Here is a 21588-nt window from a genome sequence, read left to right on the forward strand (position 1 = left end):
CCTCACATCTCGTACAAAATCGCTCCGTAAGTCATGCCTGCCCCGAAGCTCGATAAAACTAATTTTTGGCCTTTTACCAAATTTACACTATCAAAAAGCTCCGCCAATGCTAAAAATATAGATGCTGCTGATGTATTTCCATAACGATCAAGGTTAACGAAAGCTTTATCCATGTCCACATCCAGACGTCGCAAAACGCCCTCTACAATTCGGAGGTTCGCTTGATGGAAAAGCCACCAATCAATTTGATCGGACTGATAACCAGCAGTCTGTACCATTTTCTTCAAAAAAGAAGGGAGCAGTCTGTTCACGAACTTAAAGACGTCATTCCCCTTCATATGAACATAATGAAGCCCTTCACGGAGAGTCTCTTCTGAGGCAGGATGTTCTATCAGACCTCCTGGAAGAGTTATAAGATCCGACCTCGCACCATCAGAACGGAGTTCTGCTGATATAAAATGCCCCTGCCCCGATAAAGAAGGGCCTAAGACAAGAGCTCCTGCTCCATCCCCAAAAAGAACACAGGTATTGCGATCCTGCCAGTTTATAATACGGGATAACACCTCTGCTCCTACCACAAGGACTTTGTTCCAAAGTCCACATGCTATCCCGGAAACCGCCACCGTTATGGCATAAATACATCCGGTACATCCCGACTGCACGTCAAAAGCGCCGGCCCGAGATGCTTTAAGTTTTCCCTGCAATTTAGGAGCTACTCCAGGGAAAAGAGTATCAGGAGTATTGGTAGCTACAATAACCATATCTAGTTCTGATGGAAGGACGCCACTGTCCTTTAACGCCACCAGGGAGGCATTATATGCCAGATCGCTTGTTAGTTCATCGTCTCTTGCTATACGACGCTCCCGAATGCCAGTTCTTTCTCGTATCCACTCGTCACTCGTTTCCACCATTTTCGACAGATCGTCGTTAGTCATAATACGCTCTGGGACATACATGCCTGTCCCCAAAATTGAAACCTCACGTCCACTAAACAGGCCCATTTGTTATACCTCCCTGTTAAGCTCGTTAGATATCAGATCAACGCCTTTCTGAAGCACAAAGTTACGTGCAACTCGTATAGCACTGGCCACAGCCGGAGCTTTTGATCGTCCATGGGCTTTCACTACAACTCCATTTACGCCTAGAAGGGGTGTCCCTCCATGCTTTTCATAATCAAAACGACTCCAGAGATCTTTTAACATCGGAACCATAAAAAGAAGTCCTATTTTAGGCAACATCCTCCGATCGATCTCATCTTTAGCGATGGAATACACTGCCTGGATAACACCTTCAGCAAATTTCAAGACAACATTTCCAGAAAACCCATCGCAAACAACTACATCAGCCTTACTAAAGGGAATTTCGTCTCCTTCTATATAGCCGGTAAAATTCAAAGCGCTCGCTCTTAATATTTCTCTTGCGCTCGCTATAACCTCATCGCCCTTTATATCTTCTGATCCGTTAGAGAGAAGCGCCACTTCTGGAGAAGTAACACCCAGAATACATTTTGAATAAATATCTCCCATGAGAGCAAATTGAAAAAGATTTACTGGTTTTGCCCGCACTGTGGCGCCTACATCAAGCAAAAAGGTATATTTATTTAGAGTGGGAAGAGCAACACCCAAAGCAGGCCTATCAATTCCAGAAATACGTCCTACTACAAGAACACCGCCAGCCACTATGGCTCCTGTATTTCCTGCAGAAACACAGCCATCCACTTCGCCACTTCTCGTCATTTCCATGGCAAGACGCAAACTAGAATGCCTCTTCTTGCGAATACTTTGACTAGGGTGATCATCCATAGCAATATACTCTTCAGTATGAACAATAGATACTCTTTTCCGTACCGAATTTTCAGCGTTAGTAACGTAGGGTTCAATTTGGCGTTGATTCCCCACCAGAATAATCTCAAGATCCTCAAATTCTTTACAGGCTAACAAAGCACCTTTACAAAGCTCACGAGGAGCGTTGTCGCCCCCCATTGCATCGAGAGCTAGCAACATTATAAAAAGTCCTCCCCTCTAATCTTGTGGCTCGAGGGAGTCGATGGCAACAGCAATAAAACGGCCGACAAAAATTTCCTGATCGCCAACCCGAGTTCTTACGCTCACTATATATTTATTGTCTTTATGAACACCGACTTTTGCCCGAGCAATTAACACATCGCCCACTTTGGCATGCCTCTTATACTCGCCTCTCATAGAGTCGATTATAACCATGTCTGCTTCCACTACAGCTATAGCTATAGAGCTGGCTTGAGAGTAGACATAGTGGTCGCAAACATAATCCGTGTGACGGAACGCCATTTCTTTTTTCGTCTGAAGAACAGATAGAGCCCATTTATTAGGTTCGAGCTCGAGGAGATCGCCTACAACCTCACTCTGTTTTAAAGAACGGAGCTTACTTGTTGCCCGCTGCGCCATATGCTTGGTCCTCTCTCGCAACTCTGGAACGCCAAGCAATGCCCGGTCAAGGCGAATAGTGCTGACACTAGCCTTTAAGGCTTGTGCCAGTTCTTTGTCTGTATAAAGCGGATTTTGTTCAAGGAGTTTCAATAGTTTTTCCTGCCTGAGTTTCTTTTTTTTTGAACGGATAACAAACTCCCTCCAGTTTTAAGACCAGGTATCAACATCTGATCTGATGACTGGGTCAGTATAATATTTTTCTTCCTGCCGGTCAAGAAGATTTTCGCCTATAGAGGGCAGAAAAGGACAAAGCGAAAGCTCGCAGTTAGCGTGCATATACCTCACCATGAGCAACTATCAAGGACAGAAAAAGAATAAAGCGGAAGGCTTACACTATAAATGCCTTCCGCCATCATTTTTGCTTTTATATTCGTTACTGTAGCAAACTTATGCTTCTTCCGTTACTTCTTCAGATGTAGAGACAACCTTGCGGCCACGATAATATCCGCACTCGGGGCAAGCACGATAGTTCATAATCATCTCCCCACAATGAGGACATGTGGTAAGCCCTGGAGCAGTAGCAGAACCAAGCCAAACAGCCTTCCGTTTATGTGTACGCGCATGTGATACTTTTCTTTTAGGTGTTGCCATGTCAGTTCCCTCCTTTACTTTAAACTTCAGAATCTTCGTCTTTAAACTTCAGCAAGTCCGCGAGACGTGGATCGATATTGTTTTGGCGACAACCGCAATCGCCCTTGTTCAGAGAAGCTCCGCAAATAGGACAAAGTCCTCGACAGTCCTCTTTGCACAAAGGATTAGTGGGGAGACTTAAAATCAAGCTTTCCCACACTTGTTGCATAATATCCAATTGCTTCTCCAGCATATCAACCCTTACAAGATGCTCGTCATCTTTTCCAGCAGCAGTTTCTTTATCTCGCAAAGAGTAAAGATACATGAAATGTGTCTTCAATGCAATATCTGTCATCTCAAGACATCGAATACAGGGAACTGAAATAGTCGAATCTAAATATATATCCACCATCAACGACTCATCAGCCCAACGAGACTCGGCGTGTACATGAAGGGGCGTTTTAAAAGAATAAAGCTCCCCCACATAAGAGATTGTATCTCGAATAGCCACGTCCCAATCCATTTCTGTGGTACCGAGATGCACATCCTGCTCTGGAATTTGCATTCGCAGCGACCAGTCAGATGGCAGATCACTAATAGGCACAGCAAACCCTCCTCATACAGCCCCTAAAATACTCCTTATTTAAGTGTTTCTACGATGCTTTGAGTATCTCGGGCGATAACCAACTCTTCGTTCGTAGGAATAATAAGCACTTTGACCCGAGAGTCATCGGTGCTGATAAGAGTTTCTTTCCCTCGAACATTATTCTTTTCCGGGTCAATAGAAATACCCAAAAAGTCCAAGCCACTACAAACCTTTTCTCGGGCTGCTGCGCTATTTTCACCAATTCCAGCAGTAAATACAAGTACATCTATACCGCCCATAGCTGCTGCATAGGCACCAACATATTTCTTAATGCCATAGTAAAGCATGGACTCTGCAAGCTCTGCCCTCTTATTTCCCTTAGAAGCTTCTTCTTCAATATCACGAAGATCACTGCTCACTCCAGAGATGCCAAGAAGGCCGCTTTCCTTGTTGAGAATATGGCTCATTGCCTTAGGATCAATATTTTCCTGTTCGGCAAGGAACGTCAAGAGAAGAGGATCAACGTCTCCAGCTCGTGTTCCCATTATAACTCCAGGAAGAGGGCTAAAGCCCATACTTGTATCGATAGATTTACCTTTATCTACTGCCGCAATAGAGCTCCCGTTACCTAAATGACAGGTAACTATTTTAAGATCTTCCACTTTCTTCCCAAGGAACTCAGCAGCTCTGCGAGAAACGTAATAGTGGCTCGTACCGTGGAAACCATATCTGCGAACTCTATATTTTTCATAGTAATGATAGGGGACACCATACATATAGGCATAGCCAGGCATCGTCTGATGGAAGGCCGTATCAAATACCCCCACCTGAGGCGTGTTGGGGAGTACTTCCTGCATCGCTTCAATTCCCATAAGGTTAGCCGGGTTGTGAAGAGGCGCAAGAGGCACGCATTCCTGCAACGCATCAACAACAGCCTTATCGATCAAGACAGAACTTGCAAATTTTTCACCACCATGTACCACTCTATGGCCTACGGCTCCAAGCTCGTCAAGGCTCTTGAGCACACCATGTTTCTCATCGAGAAGGGCATCGAGAACTAACTTTATACCAACCTTGTGGTTGGGAATATCTACGTTCTGAACGATGGGATCCATGCCAACTTTCGTATGTTTAATACGAGATCCCTCTATCCCTATACGCTCTACAAGCCCCTTAGCCAGTACGTCCTCTGTCTCCATATCAAAAAGTTGGTACTTCAACGAAGAACTGCCGCAGTTAATAACTAAGACTTTCATTATTTCTAGATTCCTCCCTCTTCTTGACCTGATAGTATTCTACAAGGTATCTTAAATGGATCATAATCAAAGAAAGCGTGATGACGTATGAATCCCAAAATTGTGGGAATCATCGCTGAATATAATCCGTTCCATAATGGACACTTCTACCATTTAAAAGAAGCCGTGAAGCGAACAGAAGCTTCAGGGGTTGTCGTTGTTCTCTCCTCTCATTTCACACAACGAGGAGAACCGGCTTTCATCGATAAGTGGCAAAGAGCTGCTTCTGCTCTTGAAGCCGGAGCTGATGTCGTTATAGAACTTCCAGTTTTCTTTTCGTGCCATAATGCCGGCATTTTTGCAGCAGGAGCTGTAGACATTCTCGCTGCTTGCAAGTGCGTAACTCACCTTGCTTTTGGTATGGAAAACAGCAACTGCCATATCTCCACAATCCTTGACATTCTAATTCACGAACCCGAACCTTTCAAGAGAGAACTCCGCAACCTCATGGATGAAGGATATTCTTATGTCCAGGCTAGAGCTATGGCTCTGGATAGCATTGTAGCCGGAGGCGGACAATTCATTTCTCTACCTAATAATTCTCTAGCTCTGGCCTATCTCCGCCGCATTAAAACCCAAAAATACCCTTTATATCCTCTCGCCATAGAACGGGTGGGGTATGGTTATCATGATCCCCATTCAGGAACATGGGCCAGCGCAACAGCTATCAGAAAAGCTTACTGGAGCGGTAACTACAAACAGGGAGAGAAAGGAATTCCAGAATTCTCCAGAAAGATCATTAATACGTCTCTTAAAAGCGGCCGGTGTCTTCTTTCTTTCGAAAACCTATGGCGTTTTCTTCAAGTATCCCTTATTAGATCTACCCCTAAGGAAATAGCGAAATACGCAGAGATGCGGGAAGGGCTGGAAAATCTCTTCTACAAACTGGCCTTCACTAGTTCCTCTTGGGATGATTTTTTCTCAAGGGCAACATCTCGACGTTACACAAGAAGTACTCTGCAACGCTTAGCCATTCATTTCCTTCTTGGACTGACTCATTGGGAAAATCGAGCTTTTCAACGTTTGGGGCCACAATATATCAGAATATTAGGATTCTCAGATCGTGGACAGGATATACTACGAGAAATAAAGAAACACGGCTCCATCCCTCTTATAACGAGGGGACATATGCCTTCATCCAAAGGGCCAGCAGCCCAACTCCTCCAGATAGAAAATAAAGCTTCGATTTTATGGGAAAACCTAGTTCCCAACTCTATAGTTAACCACGAAATCAAAGCCACCCCTTTACGCTTTTAGGGTATCCTTTTTACCTCTGACTTTGGATGGGACGAGGAAACCGCTCTCGAAGCCTCCTGTAAACTCCAGGTGGAACCATCTCCTGTACTGGCCCCCCAAAATTGAAAATCTCTTTCACGGCACTGCTTGAAAGATAAGAATATTTAGCGTCAGTAACAATAAAGAGCGTTTCTATATCCGGGGCTAGCTGACGATTCATTAAAGCAAGTTGGAATTCATACTCAAAATCAGAAAGGGCACGAAGTCCCCGAATAATAATGCGGCTCCGCTCCTGACGCAAAAAATCAACAAGCAGCCCATTAAAAGAGCTTATCTTCACGTTGGGGAGATGACTCAAAGCTTCACGAGCCATTGCTTGGCGCTCTTCCACCGTAAAAGCAGACTGTTTCTGAGGATTCAATAAAACACTGACTACCAACTCATCAAAAAGGGCTGCCGCTCTCTCTGCGATATAAATATGCCCGTTAGTAATTGGATCAAAAGACCCTGGGTATACAGCCCTAATAGGGCGCCTCATCGGGAGTCCTCCTTCCTCTCCTTTTTTAAAAATGTCAGGACAGTATCTCCGTACGTACGACGGTCATCAAGCACAAATAAATGTAATGGCACTTCAACACACTCTCTTACTGAGTGCTCTATAATTAACACTCCATCGTCCTTCAATAATCTTTCGTATTCGGTCATAAGTTCGATAATTTTAGAGGGCCACCCCTCCTCATAAGGTGGATCCGCAAAAACAATATCAAAAGAAAACTCTCTTCTCGCTAACCACCCAAGCGCTCGACGGATGTCCATAGAAAGAACAATAAAATCTGTATCCTCTCCTCGAAACATTTGTCTAATAGCAGTTGCTCTTTTTCTCAGCAATTCTACTTCTACAACAGGTCTGGCACCTTTTTCATAAGCATAAAGCCCTACGCGGCCAGATCCAGCAAATAAGTCAAGAAAAGCCTTTCCATTAAGGGAGTCAAGGATATTAAACAACGCTTGGAGCACCTTTGAAGATGTGGGCCGTACATCTTTCATTATCCCCTTCCTCCATATAGAGCAAAAGGCTTAATGTCGAGTACCGGCGTTCCATCTATAGCATCAAGGCCAGAGACGTGAAGACAACACCCCTCTTTGCGCTTTAAAACACATCGACTGACACCAAGGAAATTAGGCCGTCGAGGCGAACACGTGGCAAAAACCCCTTTTAAGGGACGCGCCAGATCTCCTTTGGGATGAACGTGGAAGTGGAAAGACGAAGATCTATGAAAACGAAAAACTATTATGATCTCCTGTCCCTCCCTAAGGTCATCTAATCCCAGCTCATAAAAAGGTTTAATCTCGATCTTAGCCTCTACATCTTTCAAAAGATCAGGGTGAACCGGGTCTTTCACTGGCGAATGAACAACCCCTATAGGGTAAAAAGTACACCCCTTCACTGTCTCAACCCCTCACGACGCAATCGTTCGGCAAGGTAAAATATAGATTTCTTGACTGCTGGCGTACGATACACCAAGCAGCTTCCATCAAGCTTAATAAGAGTTTCTTTCTCTTCTTTCACTATTTTCAAAAAGAATTTTTGCTCAAAATTTCCGTCCGTAGCAATTGTTTCGAGTAAAATAACTCCTTCGGGAGAAAAATAGGAATTTCGATATGTCCAATGACACTCGTTTTCACTCTCGCTCTCTCCTTTTATTGTTTGAAAAAAAGAGCGACTCCAATCTATAACATCAACTTTAGTATGCATCCTCTCACCTTCTTTTACCAGGCGCTCCATTAAAAATGTTTCTTTCTTGCGAATCTGTATCCTATAAATATCTTTCCCCTGCGCCAACCATTTTCGTTCGTATTTTGTAGTAACAGGCCGGACAGGATTTTTAACATAAGAATAAAGAACCAATGCTGGGTGAACAGATAAAACATCCCGTACTTCCAAAGCATACCACTCTTCATCGGTAACAAGCTCAAAAATTCCATTAGGAGCCAAGACTCCTGCAAGCACATCAGAAAAGCCCGGAGCAGTAACCCTTCGCTTAGAGTGGCGAGACTTCGGCCACGGGCAAGGGAAATTCATATATATTTTATGGATAGATCCATTCTCAAAACATTCCCTCATAAGAAATCGGGCATCTCCACACATAAGATATACATTCTCAAGTCCTAACTGTCGTACACGCTTTGCCGCTTTCAAAACGCATGTTTGGGAAACCTCAATACCAAAAAACGTATCGTCCGGATATGTCCGAGCCATATGGACAGGAAATTCTCCATTCCCAAAACCTATTTCAACAACATTTTGCCCTTTCCCAAAAGAGGAAAGATCAAAAGGGATGCTCATTATTTCTGGACGCAATATAACGCTCTCCAAAGGCAAGGAAATCACTAAAACGCCTCCTCCTCTTACATCTCTCTTCGCCGTGAAAAATAAAGCAGATAGATTATAACAGCCTTTCATAATCCCTTGGGAATTAGTTATTATAACAATGATAAACCACGAATAGAATGTTAATATAATAACATTGACAGCTCCTTTCGTTGTGATAATATGACCCCAAAGAAGGGAGCCTTTATCTCTCTATTTAGAAAAAATTGATTAGAGTAAAAAATGCAAAAACAATGCACTTGTGTGAAAAATGTCCATCTCTTGTCAAAATTTTTCCTTTATCAATACCTATTTCTTTTTTAGCACTTAATTATTATTATATTTCAATAGAAGGGCTTATACTTATTGGTTGGACCAGTAGTGAAAAAGCTCATGATTGAAAATACTTAGAGGGGGTACATGAATGGCTAAGCAGTGGAAAACAATGGATGGAAACACAGCAGCTGCACACGTTTCCTATGCGTTCACAGAAGTTGCTGCAATTTATCCGATCACGCCTTCTTCACCTATGGCAGAGGTTATCGATGAATGGGCAGCTCATGGAAGGAAAAACATCTTCGGACAAACTGTCGATGTAGTTGAGCTCCAGTCAGAAGCCGGAGCATCGGGAGCAGTTCACGGCTCTCTTTCTGCAGGCTCTTTTACTACAACCTTTACTGCATCTCAGGGGCTTTTATTAATGCTCCCCAATATGTACAAAATAGCAGGAGAGCTGTTGCCCGGTGTTTTTGATGTATCTGCACGAGCTGTTGCCGGACATGCCTTGTCCATTTTCGGAGACCACAGTGACGTAACAGCTTGCAGAGCAACTGGATTTGCTTTCCTTGCTTCTGGAAGTGTTCAGGAAGTAATGGACCTTAGCGGAGTGGCTCACCTTGCAGCTATTAAATCAAGCATCCCGTTTGTTAACTTCTTCGACGGATTCAGAACTTCTCATGAAATCCAGAAAATAGAGGTTATGGAGTATGAAGATCTCGCTAAATTAGTAGATTGGGATGCTGTAAAACGATTTAAAGCCCGCGGCTTAAACCCCGAGCGGCCTTATCAGAAAGGTACGGCACAAAACCCTGATATTTATTTCCAGGCAAAAGAAGCAGCGAACAAATTTTACACTGATCTTCCTGACATGGTGGAAGAATATATGCAGGAAATCACAAAAGTCACTGGTCGAGAGTACCATCCCTTCAACTATTATGGAGCTCCCGATGCTGATCGCGTCATAGTCATTATGGGTTCGGCCTGTCAGGCGGCAGAAGAGGTTGTAGACTATCTCAATGCCAAGGGAGAGAAGGTAGGCGTCATTGAAGTTCACCTTTATCGTCCTTTCTCCGCTAAATACTTCTTTAAGGCCCTGCCCGCTTCTGTAAAGAAAATAGCTGTTCTTGACCGTACTAAAGAACAAGGTGCTCTTGGTGAGCCTCTCTATGAAGATGTAAGAACACTCTTCTACGATAGAGACCATCAACCGATTATTGTCGGTGGCCGATATGGTCTTGGTTCTAAAGATACCACTCCTTCCCAGATTAAAGCTGTATTCGATAATCTTAAGAATGAGGAACCTAAAAATCATTTCACTATTGGCATAGTAGACGATGTAACTCACACTTCTCTTGAGGTAAAAGAGAACATTAGTACAGCTCCAGAAGGAACCATTCGTTGCAAGTTCTGGGGGCTTGGATCTGATGGTACTGTTGGCGCTAATAAAAACTCCATTAAGATCATTGGAGACAACACAGATATGTACGCTCAGGGATATTTTGCCTATGACTCGAAAAAGTCTGGTGGAGTCACCATCTCCCACCTACGATTCGGGAAAAAACCCATCCGCTCTACATATCTCATAGATGAAGCTGACTTTATTGCTTGCCATAAGCAGGAGTACGTACATCTCTATGACATCTTGGCGGGTTTGAAAAAAGGAGGCACCTTCCTTCTGAACACCCAGTGGACTACTATAGATGAGCTGGAGAAAAATTTACCTGGAAATGTAAAGAGATTCCTTGCTCAGAATGATATTAAGTTCTACATTATCAATGGAGTTGATCTTGGCGTAGAAATAGGGTTGGGTAACAGAATCAATATGATTATGCAGTCCGCATTCTTTACGCTCGCTAATGTCATTCCTATTGATGACGCAGTAAAATATATGAAGGATGCTATCAAGAAAACCTACGGTCTAAAGGGAGAAAAAATTGTCCAGATGAACAATAAAGCCGTAGATGCGGGTAAGGACTCTCTTATAAAAATCGATATCCCTGCAAGCTGGAAAGATGCGGAAGATGAGTGTTGCTGCTGTGGCGAAGAGAGACCCGACTTCATTAAAAATGTCTGCGATGTCATTAACAAACAGGAAGGAGATAAACTTCCTGTAAGTGCATTCGTTGGCAGAGAAGACGGCAGCTTCCCCTCCGGCACAGCTGCTTATGAAAAACGAGGAGTGGCCATCAACGTTCCTGAATGGCTGAAAGATAAATGTATTCAGTGCAACCAGTGCTCCATGGTTTGTCCTCATGCTGCCATTCGTCCCGTGCTTCTTGACGAAGCAGAAGCAACAAAAGCTCCCAAGACTTTCGTCACAGTAGACGCTAAAGGGAAAGAGTTTGCCGGGCTGAAGTTCCGTATGCAGGTCAACTCCCTTGACTGTTTAGGATGCGGGAACTGTGCAGATATCTGCCCTGTAAGCGCTCTTGAGATGAAACCTATCGCTTCTCAGACTGAAGCAGAGGTCCCTAATTGGGATTTTGCCATAACAGTATCTGACAAATCCCATCTCACAAACAAAAACACGGTGAAAGGCAGCCAGTTTGCTCAGCCTCTTCTTGAGTTCTCTGGTGCTTGTGCTGGCTGTGGAGAAACACCTTACGCAAAATTAATAACCCAGCTTTACGGAGACAGAATGCTCATTTCTAATGCTACAGGCTGTTCTTCCATTTGGGGAGGCTCTGCTCCAAGCATGCCATACACCACCAATGCGAAAGGCCAGGGGCCAGCTTGGGCTAACTCGCTTTTCGAAGATAATGCTGAGCATGGTTTTGGAATGTATCTCTCTGTGAAAAATACAGTAAAGCAGCTGACAGCGGTTGTACGAGAGCTTCTCGCTCTGGATATTCCTACTAATATAAAGGCTATTTTTGAAGAGTGGCTAATTTCCAAAGACGACGGAGAGAAATCTAAAGTGGCTGCTGGGAAAATATATTCCATCCTCAATAAGGATCTTGGCAGCAAAGAAGCAAATGAGCTTCTCGCCAAAGTAGCTGAAAAGAAAGACTATCTTGTGAAAAAGTCTGTCTGGATCTTCGGCGGAGACGGTTGGGCATATGATATTGGTTTCGGTGGCCTTGACCATGTGTTGGCTTCTGGAGAAGACGTGAATGTCTTTGTGTTCGATACAGAAGTTTACTCCAATACTGGTGGGCAGTCATCTAAGTCCACACCTACAGCTGCTGTAGCGAAGTTTGCTGCATCCGGCAAGAGAGTTAAGAAGAAGGATCTTGGCCGTATTGCCATGACCTATGGTTACGTTTATGTAGCCCAGGTAGCAATGGGTGCTGATAAGAACCAGCTTATGAAAGCTGTAACTGAAGCTGAAGCTTATAAAGGACCTTCTCTGATCATTGCCTATGCTCCATGTATCAACCACGGAATTAAAGTAGGAATGGGCAAATCTCAGGCTCAGGAGAAGAAAGCTGTAGAAGCTGGTTACTGGCATCTCTATCGCTATAATCCTCTTCTTGCTGAGGAGGGTAAGAACCCCTTTATCCTCGACTCTAAAGAACCTAAGGCCGATTTCAAAGAGTTCTTGATGAGCGAGGTCAGATACTCTTCTTTGATGAAATCCTTCCCCGACATTGCCGACCAGCTCTTTGACAAAGCAGCCAAAGAAGCAAGAGAGAGGTATGAAACCTACAAGCAGTTAGCTGAAATGGGTAAGGAAACAATAAAAACTGAAGCGTAAATAGCTTCACGTAAATGAAACGTGAGAGGCAGTCTTCTTAAGAGACTGCCTCTTTTTTATCCTCCAGAACACGTGGACAATTTCTAATAGAAAGACCTTCTCAACTCTTGACCACGAGAGGAAGATTAGGTACAATACCCAAGTCATCGGGACGTAGCGCAGCCTGGCTAGCGCACCTGCATGGGGTGCAGGTGGTCGGAGGTTCGAATCCTCTCGTCCCGACCATGAATATACAAGGGGCGCTAAATCTAGTAGGCGTCCCTTTTTTGTGTCTTTTAACCATTCTCTAGTTTTTTCTCTCCAAGGGCTAAAAAGCCCCCAGCAGGGGGTCAAAAACAAGCGGATTTTCAATGTCAAAGCCTTACATTCAAGGGGGTTGATGACATGGGATATGCCACTGTGGGTAACATTAAGTCATTTCCGCCTAAAACTTGGCGGAATGCATACAATGTCCGTTTAAAGATCTTACGCTTTTTTTTTATACTGTGTCTCATAAGGCGGGGGAAAGTCCCATTTCGCTGAAGCTCAACATTACGCCATATCCCCAAGGGTAACGCGATCATTTGTATCTCCGTCTTTGCTTGTTTGCGCTTACTTTTGATCGCTTGCCTTCCCATCCACCCCCAAACAAGACACAAATCTTACATTTTCTGCAAGAAGGTGCTATGATCGTTTGAACAATATTGACAATTATGTTATTTGCTCGATAGTAATACACCTCGTTGTTGGGTGGTCAACGTTGGGAGAAAAAACAAGGTGCGTTTACTATAGACTTCCTATCACAAAAAAGCGCTCAATGCGAAAACTCGGATTACGTGCACACCTGATCGTAGCGCCCCCGAATTAATGGACAGTATAAAGAGACGATATACTGGAGATCAGAGAGGTGCCGCAGAAGATGGGCAAATATTACACACCGGATTTCAAACTTGAAGCAGTAAAACGTGTGAAAGGGAGGAAACATTAATGAGAACCCGTAAAGCGTTGCCTGTTCTTATGAGTCTTCCGTGTGTTATATTAATTCTTATCATCTTCATCCTGCCGTGTTCTGGCAATGTCGCTAATTACCCGAACACAGTTTCGGCCGCAAGAGAAATAATATGGGAAACTATTATCTCTGGAGGGGGAAACTCCGCATCGGTAGCAGTGATGGACAGGGGCAATATAGTGTATTCGGAGGGATTTGGACCGGCAGACCGCTCACTTAACCGTCTCGTGGACAAAGACACTCGGTTCAATATAGGCTCAACGAGCAAAATGTTCGCTGCCGTGGCAATTCTGCTGCTGGCAGATGAGGGTAAATTAAGCCTCGAAGACCCTGTGGTAAAGCATATACCTGAATTCGTAATGAAAGATCCCCGATACCGGGACATTACAGTGCGGATGCTTTTCAATCATTCTTCAGGCCTGCCTGGCTCCACATTTGTTTTTGGGTACAAGGCTGACAAGGATCACCGGACCCTATTGCTTGAAACACTGAAGAATGCGGATCTCAAGCACACCCCAGGTGAAATGAGTATTTACTGCAATGACGGTTTCACCCTGGCCGAGATGATCGTTGAGCGGGTTTCAGGGAAGTCATTCGCCTCGTTTGTCACCGAAAGAATATTTACTCCCCTTGAGATGTGGAACTCGAGTGAAAGTGTCGGCGTTACTGGAGGAAAGATTGCCGAATTCTACGATGAAGAGGGGAATAAATATCCCCCCGAGGTAGTAACGGTGCTGGGCGCAGGCGGACTCTCCTCCACTCCGGAGGACCTCTGCCGGTTTGGGGACAGTTTTGCCCCCGGCGGAAAGAACATTCTTTCAGATTCCTCGCTAAAGGATGTTTTGAAGGGACAGCCTACCCCCTTTTCTTCTTTACTGAAGGGGGATGCCCTTTTGGACGCCTTTGGGTGGGATTATGCACTCCTTCCGGCCTATCGGGAGAATGGGTACCAGGTTCTGGGTAAAAGCGGCGGGACCTTGTTCTATTCAACCAATCTCCAGATTCTTCCACAGGAACGGATGGCGGTTGCAGTGATTTACTCCGGACAAGCTAGCGCCGCGGAAGCTACGTTCCGTATTATGGAGGCGCTCATGAAAGACAGGGGGCTCCTCGAACCGAAACCGGTTTTTCCCGTCAAACCTCAAAAGCCAGAGCCTATTCCCGATGAGTTTTTGAAACTCGAAGGATTCTATGTAAACACACAACAAGCTGTTCGCATGGTCTTTGACAATGAGAGTCATACGCTGAACGTCTACTCCCTCGCTTCTCCTTCGGAAGACGAAGAGTCGAAAGAGAATAAACAAAAGCCGATTCTTTCACTGGTTCACAACGGAGGCTTATTTCATGATTTTGCAACTGGTTACCGATATTACTTTCTAACGAAAGAAAAGACAGTTTATCTTGTCGCGGAAAAAATCCCGCGGTACGGGGCAGATATTCCCATGTTCCAGAAGATCGATCCAGTAGAAAAAACAAAAAGTCTGTCAGTGGAAATGGACGGCAGGTTTTGGCTGATACGCAACGCTTCTCAGTATGTGCAACTTCCTGATGTTTTGCTGGTAAAATCCGAAGTATACGGCGATCTTCCCGGGTATGTGAAATTCTTTGGAGTGAACAGGGCGGAAACCCCCGACTTTGGGGCAATTGCCGCAACAGGCTTCCGCGATCAGTGCAATATCCAGCTCTATAAGAAAGACGAAGCTATCCGTTTGAAGGCAATCCAGTTCGTTTATTCAAGCGAGGATATCGCAGGAACGCTAGTACCGGGGGAAAATACCATAATGATCGGATCTGAAGGCGAAAACGAATGGAGGAAGGTCGAACAGGGAGGTATTATGTCCATCGAAAAGCCTGCAAATGGCAGAGTGATCGTTTTTCCCGGACGGCAGGTGGAGAAAGTTTACGACAGCATTATAGACAGCAGCGAGCTCTTCGTACCTGGGGGAAGCCTAGTGTTCCTGGCAGGAGAACCAGGAGATCTGTTTTCGATAATAGTGCGGTAAAATTTTCCGTTTTTTCCCGTTACCAATAAAAACGGCGATAATAAATTCGACAGGCAAAGTATACTTCTGAGGACCCTTTTTCAGGAGGATGCAGATGGCGTCTACTATATTTCCTACTTCTTTGTTCTAAGAATGTTTGCGCTCTCTATAATTTATGGCATAATACGAAATCGGTTGATGAATAAGGAAAATAGATGCGGAGGAAAAATGAAAGACCAAACGTTTAAACATAAATCAAGCTTAGGACAAAATTTCCTACAAGACAAAAACATTCTGGCTCAGATTGTCAAGTGGGCCTCTATTGAGGAGACAGATATTATATTGGAGGTTGGAGCTGGACAAGGCGTCTTAACCCAACAATTAGCGTTGTCCCCTTGTGCGTTTGTTTTTGCTCTGGAAATAGATAAAACACTTCATGAATATCTCGACCCACTTGAAGAACAATATAAACCTCGCCTTTCCATATTTTGGGCGGACGCCATAACATTCGATTACGAAAAAAATCTGCCGGCTATTCCTAATAAGGTTGTCGCAAATATCCCCTATCACATTACTACTCCACTTATATGGCGTCTTCTTGAGGCTTTTTCAGGCAAGGGGTTACAGTCTATGCTTTTTATGGTTCAAAAAGAAGCTGCTTTACGTTTAATTGCTCCTCCTAAAACTAAAGATAGATATCCGCTAGGTATTACCTTAGAATTGATGGGGGTACAAAAAATATTGCGAAAAGTACCGCCTCAGGTATTTTTCCCTCAACCTAATGTGGAATCTGCCGTTATAAATATAAAAGTTGAGAAAAATTTTGATTTACCCAGGCAAGAAAGTTGGAGAAATCTTCTCCGCGCCTCTTTTGCACAAAGAAGAAAGACATTGATAAATTCAGCAGCTCGAAATGGCATTGATAAAGAAAGTCTCATAGAAAGTTTCTCCACTCTTCATTTCCCACCTACTTTAAGAGCTGAGGATTTAACAGGAGAAGAATGGCTTGCTCTTTGGAAATCTCTTTATAAAAAAATAACATAAATAAATGGAGCCCTTTCTCTGTAGAAAGGGCTCCATTTTTACGAAAAAAATTTAAAAATTCCTACTCCACTTTTTCTTTAAGAGCCTTACCCGGTCTAAAAACAGGAACCTTCTTTGCAGGAATCTTAATAATCTTTTTGGGGTCCTGAGGGTTTCGTCCCTCTCTGGCAGCTCTCTCTCGCACTTCAAAGGTTCCAAAACCAACAAGTTGAACTTTATCGCCCTTGGCAAGAGAATTCTCAATAGCCTCCAATACTGCCCCCACGGCGGCACCAGCTTCCCGCTTATTCAAACCTGTTGCTTTGGCAACCGCATTAACAAGATCTGTCTTTGTCACCCTAAACTACCTCCTTTTCTTTTGATTTAATATAAAGTCTTGTTACAGACACGCTTTGCGACGATTTATTATTACCAGTAACATGGCATATGGTCAAGTCCGAATTTCATTTTATTGCCTTATACGCCAAAAAAGTCGCAGTGGGGATCCATCAAAAGTAGACATTTCTCTTATTTTGTTTTCTATATGTCTCTTAAAAGATAGAGGAACTATTTCTGGATCATTTACAAAGAAAACAAATGTTGGAGGTTCTATTTCTATTTGGGTGCAATAATAAATTTTAAGGGCCCGTCCACGCTTATTGGTAGGAAGCGATTGAAAGGCCAAAACATCTCTCATAAGGCGATTCAATTCTGTAGTACCTATGCGACGCTTACGATTCCCGTGGACAGTAACAACAGCTTCTAAAAGTTTGTGAAGACCACGTTTAGTCAATGCTGAAACAAAAAGAATAGGTGCATATGTTAAAAATGGCATCTCTTCATATATTTTTTTCTTCATTTCATCCCCAAGTTTAGGTGACACTTTAAGGGTATCCCACTTATTAACTACAAGAATAATTCCCTTCCCCTTTTCTATCACCTGGGCTGCCATTTTTTTATCTTGATCAGTAGCCGGTTCGGAAGCATCCATAATAAGCAAAGCTACATCACTACGATCTACCGCCTGAAGAGTTCTTACAAAAGAATAATATTCAAGATCGCTATCAAAACGGCTCTTTTTACGAAGCCCTGCCGTATCTATAAGACGAAAGTCTCCCTTCTCTGTCTCTATAACAGTATCTGTGGCATCTCGAGTCGTTCCCGGGATATCACTGACCAGAACACGTTCGCCTCCAGCTAGAGCGTTAATAATACTCGATTTCCCTACATTGGGCCTCCCAACAATAGAAACGCGAATTTCGTCAGGGTTCACTATTTCTTTTTCTTCCGCTGGTAAAAAAGAGGCAACCATATCGAGAAGATCATCTATATACCGTTTATGAAGAGCGCTGATCCCTATTACATGTTCAAAGCCAAAGGTATAGGCATCATAAACACGATCTTCATGCACTCCATCATCGAGCTTATTAGCCACTACAACAACAGGTTTGCCAGACTGACGAAGAATCTGCGCCACATCTTCATCCATCCACGTTGGCCCTTCCATCCCATCAATAACAAAAAGTATAACCTGGCTTTCCTGGATGGCTAAAGTCACCTGTTTACGAATTCCATCCACTAGTGGATGGTCATCACGAATAAGGAGACCACCCGTATCAACTATATAAAAATTTTTTCCTTTCCACTCTACTTCTCCATAAATTCGATCCCGAGTCACCCCGGGCATATCGTCAACAATAGCTTCTCGACGTCCAAGAATTCTATTGAAAAGCGATGATTTCCCTACATTAGGGCGACCCACAATAGCAACAATGGGCATAGTCTCGCTCCTCCTTTAAAAATATCCTAGTCAATCCAAAGAGCCACGCTAGGAAAGCCCTCTTTAGATCGAGAAATATGAAACCAAGGTTTCAGTATGTCCATCAACGCGTTAGGGTGACGGACAAAAACCCAGAGAGAAGGATCTTTATCCCCTGGGTCCATAACTTGTACTTCGTGGTTTTGCATGTATTCTAACAATGGCTTTTTCATAGCCAAAGAAGTTGTTATCTCAGCCATCATGCTATAAGGGGGGAAATCAAAATCCTTTCTTTCTTTCAATTCCCTGTGCCAAAACATATCCCATCCCCTCATAAGCCCTCGCTGCCAACCTTTACCAGGTCGGCGCGACTGAACAATAACCTTACGATCATCGGCTCCTATGCCCCTCCAACAAGATTCCCATATAAGCCGAAAAGCATCAAAACGGGACCGGTACGTTACTTTTCGTGATTCGCTATCTGCATCAATCCAGCCTATTAAACCTACCATTACTTCATCACTTAAAGAAAGAGCAAGCCTTGAACCGACAACGATACCACCTTTTTTTAATTTTAAAAGCGTTTCGCGAAGAGCCTTTTTGCTTACATTCTTATCTGAATGCCATTCTAACACGGGGATATGGGCGCCAACTAGGGCTTTAGCAATAGGCGTTATGGTCTCAAGCCCAGGACGCCGACCTATAAGCAGCAGGCTTCCACAACGAGGACATCGCTCGGGCACTGCCGCAGAATACCCACACAAGGGACACACAAGACGAGAGGCTTTCTCTTCAGCACGAAGAAGGACTCCACAGTGATGACATGTCAGTGTTCCTCCGCACTCCTCACAGGAAATTTCCCCTGCATATCCTTTGCGGTCAAGGATCCAAAGGGCCGTATGTCCCTCTGAAACACAGTTTAACGTTCCCTTCACCAAAGATTCACTTAGAGGTATCGAATGAGAAATACCCGGAATTTCCGCTTGCCCGGAACATTTCATATCAACAAAAGTAAGTCTGGATTTTGGCGAGTAGCTATTCCTCCCCAGCTTTTTGTAAAGATACACTTTAGATGAGGGCAAACGACCTCCAAGAAATATAGAGCATTGAGCGATACGAGCTCTCTGCATAGCCACAGCACGACTATGAAGATGAGGGTAAGCTTGCATGCGATAAACAGGGCTGCTCTCTTCATCCACTAGAATAGTATTTAACTGGGGTAAGGGAGCAAAAACAGCGCCAGGACCCCCAACCACTGTATTAACTTCACCGCTACGAACCAACTGCCATGCTTCCCACTGTTTTTTCCCTCCACTAGAGGGCCAAAAAACGACGTTCGAGAATCCCTCAGCCTCCATACGAGCACAAAAAAGCTCGGCTACTCTTCCTTCAGGGAAAAGGAGAAGGGCTGGACCGGGGTTTTCCTTGAGGTGAGATATATATTTTTTATAACGCCCCTCATCTTCCGGAAAATAACAATACTCTTCTGCATAACGTTTTACAGGTCTTATGCCCCCCCCATTCGCGAGAATCTTACTGTCTATACAATCACCTTTAAGGAGAAAAGATGGAGACATTACTTTAAGAGCAGTTCCTCTCCCACAAAAAAAATAAGCCCCAATCCACTCACTTAGAAGCCAAAGATCTTGGGGGAAAGGAGAAACCGAATCTATCACTGAATGGAGAGGACGAATACGATACGTCTTAGAAGAATTCTTTTGTTCCGAAGCAACGCCTAACGAAAAACCGATACGTTTTGAGGGTCCCATGGGAACAGAAACACGGACTCCTTCTGGAAGCACATTCTCACTGCTATAAGTAAGGCTGTTCCACCATGGACCAGGAACTGATACCTCCACTAAGGTCAATGGCTCAGTCTCCCCTGCCAAAGATCCGCCACTATGTTCCAGATATGCCATGCCACTTCTTCTTTCGAGCCTTCAAAATCCGTAATGTCGCCCTCTCTAGTAATGATTTTTACTCGATTGGTATCCGCGGCAAAACCGGCATCTGTAGCGGTAATATCATTAGCTATGATGAGGTCCAAATTCTTTCTTTCCATTTTTCCTCTGGCATGTTCTACTAAATGACCACTCTCTGCCGCAAAGCCCACAAGAATCTGATGTGGCCCTTTACGCTTCCCCACCTCTGCAGCAATATCGGGATTTTGAACTAACTCCAAACTGAGAGTATCCTTCCCCTCCCTTTTTATCTTTTCTTCAGAGGTATGAGCTGTTCTGTAATCGCTTACAGCAGCTGCTTTAACGATTACATCCATATTCTCCATCTCTTCTATTACAGCATTACGCATTTCAAGAGCAGTCGTCACTGATCGAAAAGATATTCCGTGAGGGTGTGGAAGGGAAACAGGACCAGAAACAAGTTGTACATGTGCTCCTCTATACCAAGCTGTCCGAGCAAGAGCAAACCCCATTTTCCCACTGCTCGGATTACTGATGAAGCGAACAGGATCCAAAAACTCCCATGTCGGACCAGCTGTGATGAGAGTAGAAACTCCATCGTAATCACGGAGGGGAGAAAGGGCACGCCATGCTTCTTCAACTATAACCGATGTGTCAGGCAGCCGCCCCTGCCCCTCATAACCACAGGCTAACGTTCCTGATTCCGGATCTATAACTTTGTAGCCTAATTCTGCCGCTCGTTTTACATTATTTTTCGTAGCCGGATGTTCTAACATGTGCACATTCATGGCGGGAAAAAGAAGAATTGGAGCTTTTGAGGCCAAAACGAGAGCATCAAGAAGCATTTCACCCTTACCCTCTATAAGACGTGCCAAGGTTTCGGCTGTACAGGGGGCGACAATAACGACTTCAGCCCAATCAGCAAGATGGATATGGGGGATCTTCCAACCATTTTCATCTGAAAGGAAATCCCTTTGTCTCCATACTCGTCTTCCTGCCAAGGTTGAAAGCACCATAGGGCTTACAAAAGCTTCTGCGCTTTCTGTCAAAACAACTTCTACCTCACAGCCAGCTTTTACTAAGGCTCGAAGAATCTCTGGCGCTTTATATGCAGCTATACCTCCTGTAACTCCTAATACTATCCGTCGCTTATCCTTCCATTTGAGCATTGGAACCACCTGAAAGAAACCCCTCAGAGCGCGATTCAGGGAGATGAATTTTGATGTTAGCTTTTTCAAAATCTCGAATTGCATGAGAAAGATACTGCTCAGAGTTTTCTTCAAGTACACGGCTCTTCTGTTCGCTTACTCGGCGAGCCCAATTTGCTACAAGGACTGTTAAGAGGTACTTGTTACTTACTCCAACTTTTTTCTCTAAGTCATCTATGTCATAAAATTTCATAGAGGAACCTCCTT

Annotated in this window: 19 protein-coding genes and 1 tRNA gene; 5 read left to right on the top strand and 15 right to left on the bottom strand. The window is 44.0% G+C overall.

Features of this window, described 5'->3' with window-relative positions; translation table 11 throughout:
- Positions 1-2: 2 nt before the first annotated feature.
- From B4J50_RS01555 to B4J50_RS01580, 6 genes are all read right to left on the bottom strand, one after another.
- Complete coding sequence (locus tag B4J50_RS01555) at positions 3-1001, bottom strand: beta-ketoacyl-ACP synthase III (RefSeq protein WP_024822145.1); 999 nt, start codon at positions 999-1001, stop codon at positions 3-5.
- 3 nt (positions 1002-1004) lie between these two features.
- Positions 1005-2003 carry a phosphate acyltransferase PlsX gene (gene plsX / locus B4J50_RS01560; RefSeq protein WP_024822144.1) on the bottom strand — a complete coding sequence of 333 codons (999 nt, stop codon included), beginning with the start codon at positions 2001-2003 and terminating at the stop codon, positions 1005-1007.
- A gap of 18 nt (positions 2004-2021) precedes the next feature.
- Positions 2022-2555 carry a transcription factor FapR gene (gene fapR, locus B4J50_RS01565; protein WP_245587083.1) on the bottom strand — a complete coding sequence of 178 codons (534 nt, stop codon included), beginning with the start codon at positions 2553-2555 and terminating at the stop codon, positions 2022-2024.
- 297 nt (positions 2556-2852) lie between these two features.
- Positions 2853-3056, bottom strand: coding sequence for a 50S ribosomal protein L32 (rpmF, locus tag B4J50_RS01570; RefSeq protein ID WP_024822142.1), 204 nt, complete (start codon positions 3054-3056; stop codon positions 2853-2855).
- A 19-nt stretch (positions 3057-3075) separates the two neighbouring features.
- The gene (locus B4J50_RS01575) at positions 3076-3639 is read right to left on the bottom strand and encodes a YceD family protein (protein WP_024822141.1); all 564 of its coding nucleotides are present in this window, start codon (positions 3637-3639) and stop codon (positions 3076-3078) included.
- A 35-nt stretch (positions 3640-3674) separates the two neighbouring features.
- Positions 3675-4877, bottom strand: coding sequence for an acetate/propionate family kinase (locus B4J50_RS01580; RefSeq protein ID WP_024822140.1), 1203 nt, complete (start codon positions 4875-4877; stop codon positions 3675-3677).
- Between the two features lie 87 nt (positions 4878-4964).
- Between B4J50_RS01580 and B4J50_RS01585 the strand changes: the two genes are divergently transcribed.
- Positions 4965-6173, top strand: a complete 1209-nt coding sequence (locus B4J50_RS01585; RefSeq protein ID WP_024822139.1) for a tRNA(Met) cytidine acetate ligase — start codon at positions 4965-4967, stop codon at positions 6171-6173.
- A gap of 10 nt (positions 6174-6183) precedes the next feature.
- On the opposite strand, the gene coaD is transcribed toward B4J50_RS01585, so the two are convergent.
- Genes coaD through trmB form a run of 4 tightly spaced genes read right to left on the bottom strand, consistent with a single transcriptional unit; the run spans position 6184 to position 8544 of the window.
- The gene (coaD, locus tag B4J50_RS01590; RefSeq protein ID WP_024822138.1) at positions 6184-6690 is read right to left on the bottom strand and encodes a pantetheine-phosphate adenylyltransferase; all 507 of its coding nucleotides are present in this window, start codon (positions 6688-6690) and stop codon (positions 6184-6186) included.
- Positions 6687-7199 carry an RsmD family RNA methyltransferase gene (locus tag B4J50_RS01595; RefSeq protein WP_024822137.1) on the bottom strand — a complete coding sequence of 171 codons (513 nt, stop codon included), beginning with the start codon at positions 7197-7199 and terminating at the stop codon, positions 6687-6689. Before B4J50_RS01595 ends, coaD begins: the two co-directional genes overlap by 4 nt.
- Positions 7199-7600 (bottom strand): tRNA (N6-threonylcarbamoyladenosine(37)-N6)-methyltransferase TrmO, encoded by a 402-nt coding sequence (gene tsaA / locus B4J50_RS01600; RefSeq protein ID WP_024822136.1) that lies wholly within the window; start codon positions 7598-7600, stop codon positions 7199-7201. The genes B4J50_RS01595 and tsaA overlap by 1 nt, the downstream gene beginning before the upstream one ends.
- On the bottom strand, positions 7597-8544 hold the full coding sequence (gene trmB, locus B4J50_RS01605; protein WP_051461106.1) for a tRNA (guanosine(46)-N7)-methyltransferase TrmB: 948 nt from the start codon (positions 8542-8544) through the stop codon (positions 7597-7599). Before trmB ends, tsaA begins: the two co-directional genes overlap by 4 nt.
- Before the next feature lie 403 nt (positions 8545-8947).
- Between trmB and nifJ the strand changes: the two genes are divergently transcribed.
- From nifJ to rsmA, 4 genes are all read left to right on the top strand, one after another.
- A complete protein-coding gene (nifJ, locus tag B4J50_RS01610) occupies positions 8948-12499 on the top strand; it encodes a pyruvate:ferredoxin (flavodoxin) oxidoreductase (protein ID WP_286847652.1) in 3552 nt (1183 codons plus the stop codon).
- Between the two features lie 147 nt (positions 12500-12646).
- A tRNA-Pro gene (locus B4J50_RS01615) sits at positions 12647-12724 on the top strand.
- Between the two features lie 741 nt (positions 12725-13465).
- Positions 13466-15490 (top strand): serine hydrolase domain-containing protein, encoded by a 2025-nt coding sequence (locus tag B4J50_RS01620; protein WP_286847653.1) that lies wholly within the window; start codon positions 13466-13468, stop codon positions 15488-15490.
- A gap of 207 nt (positions 15491-15697) precedes the next feature.
- Positions 15698-16513: a 16S rRNA (adenine(1518)-N(6)/adenine(1519)-N(6))-dimethyltransferase RsmA gene (gene rsmA, locus B4J50_RS01625; protein WP_024822131.1), complete on the top strand. Its 816-nt coding sequence runs from the start codon at positions 15698-15700 to the stop codon at positions 16511-16513.
- A gap of 61 nt (positions 16514-16574) precedes the next feature.
- Here the strand turns inward: rsmA and B4J50_RS01630 are convergent, their stop codons facing one another.
- From B4J50_RS01630 to B4J50_RS01650, 5 genes are all read right to left on the bottom strand, one after another.
- Positions 16575-16850, bottom strand: coding sequence for an HU family DNA-binding protein (locus B4J50_RS01630; RefSeq protein ID WP_024822130.1), 276 nt, complete (start codon positions 16848-16850; stop codon positions 16575-16577).
- 111 nt (positions 16851-16961) lie between these two features.
- Positions 16962-18272 (bottom strand): ribosome biogenesis GTPase Der, encoded by a 1311-nt coding sequence (gene der / locus B4J50_RS01635; protein ID WP_024822129.1) that lies wholly within the window; start codon positions 18270-18272, stop codon positions 16962-16964.
- A 26-nt stretch (positions 18273-18298) separates the two neighbouring features.
- Positions 18299-20170 carry a prephenate dehydrogenase gene (locus tag B4J50_RS01640; protein WP_286847654.1) on the bottom strand — a complete coding sequence of 624 codons (1872 nt, stop codon included), beginning with the start codon at positions 20168-20170 and terminating at the stop codon, positions 18299-18301.
- Positions 20116-21342 carry a bifunctional phosphopantothenoylcysteine decarboxylase/phosphopantothenate--cysteine ligase CoaBC gene (gene coaBC, locus B4J50_RS01645; protein ID WP_286847655.1) on the bottom strand — a complete coding sequence of 409 codons (1227 nt, stop codon included), beginning with the start codon at positions 21340-21342 and terminating at the stop codon, positions 20116-20118. Before coaBC ends, B4J50_RS01640 begins: the two co-directional genes overlap by 55 nt.
- Positions 21323-21574 carry a DNA-directed RNA polymerase subunit omega gene (locus tag B4J50_RS01650; protein ID WP_024822126.1) on the bottom strand — a complete coding sequence of 84 codons (252 nt, stop codon included), beginning with the start codon at positions 21572-21574 and terminating at the stop codon, positions 21323-21325. Before B4J50_RS01650 ends, coaBC begins: the two co-directional genes overlap by 20 nt.
- Between the last annotated feature and the right edge of the window lie 14 nt (positions 21575-21588).

Origin of the sequence: Aminobacterium sp. UBA4908 (assembly GCF_002398115.1) — a bacterium.
In the GTDB taxonomy this organism is placed as follows: Bacteria; Synergistota; Synergistia; order Synergistales; family Aminobacteriaceae; genus Aminobacterium; species Aminobacterium mobile.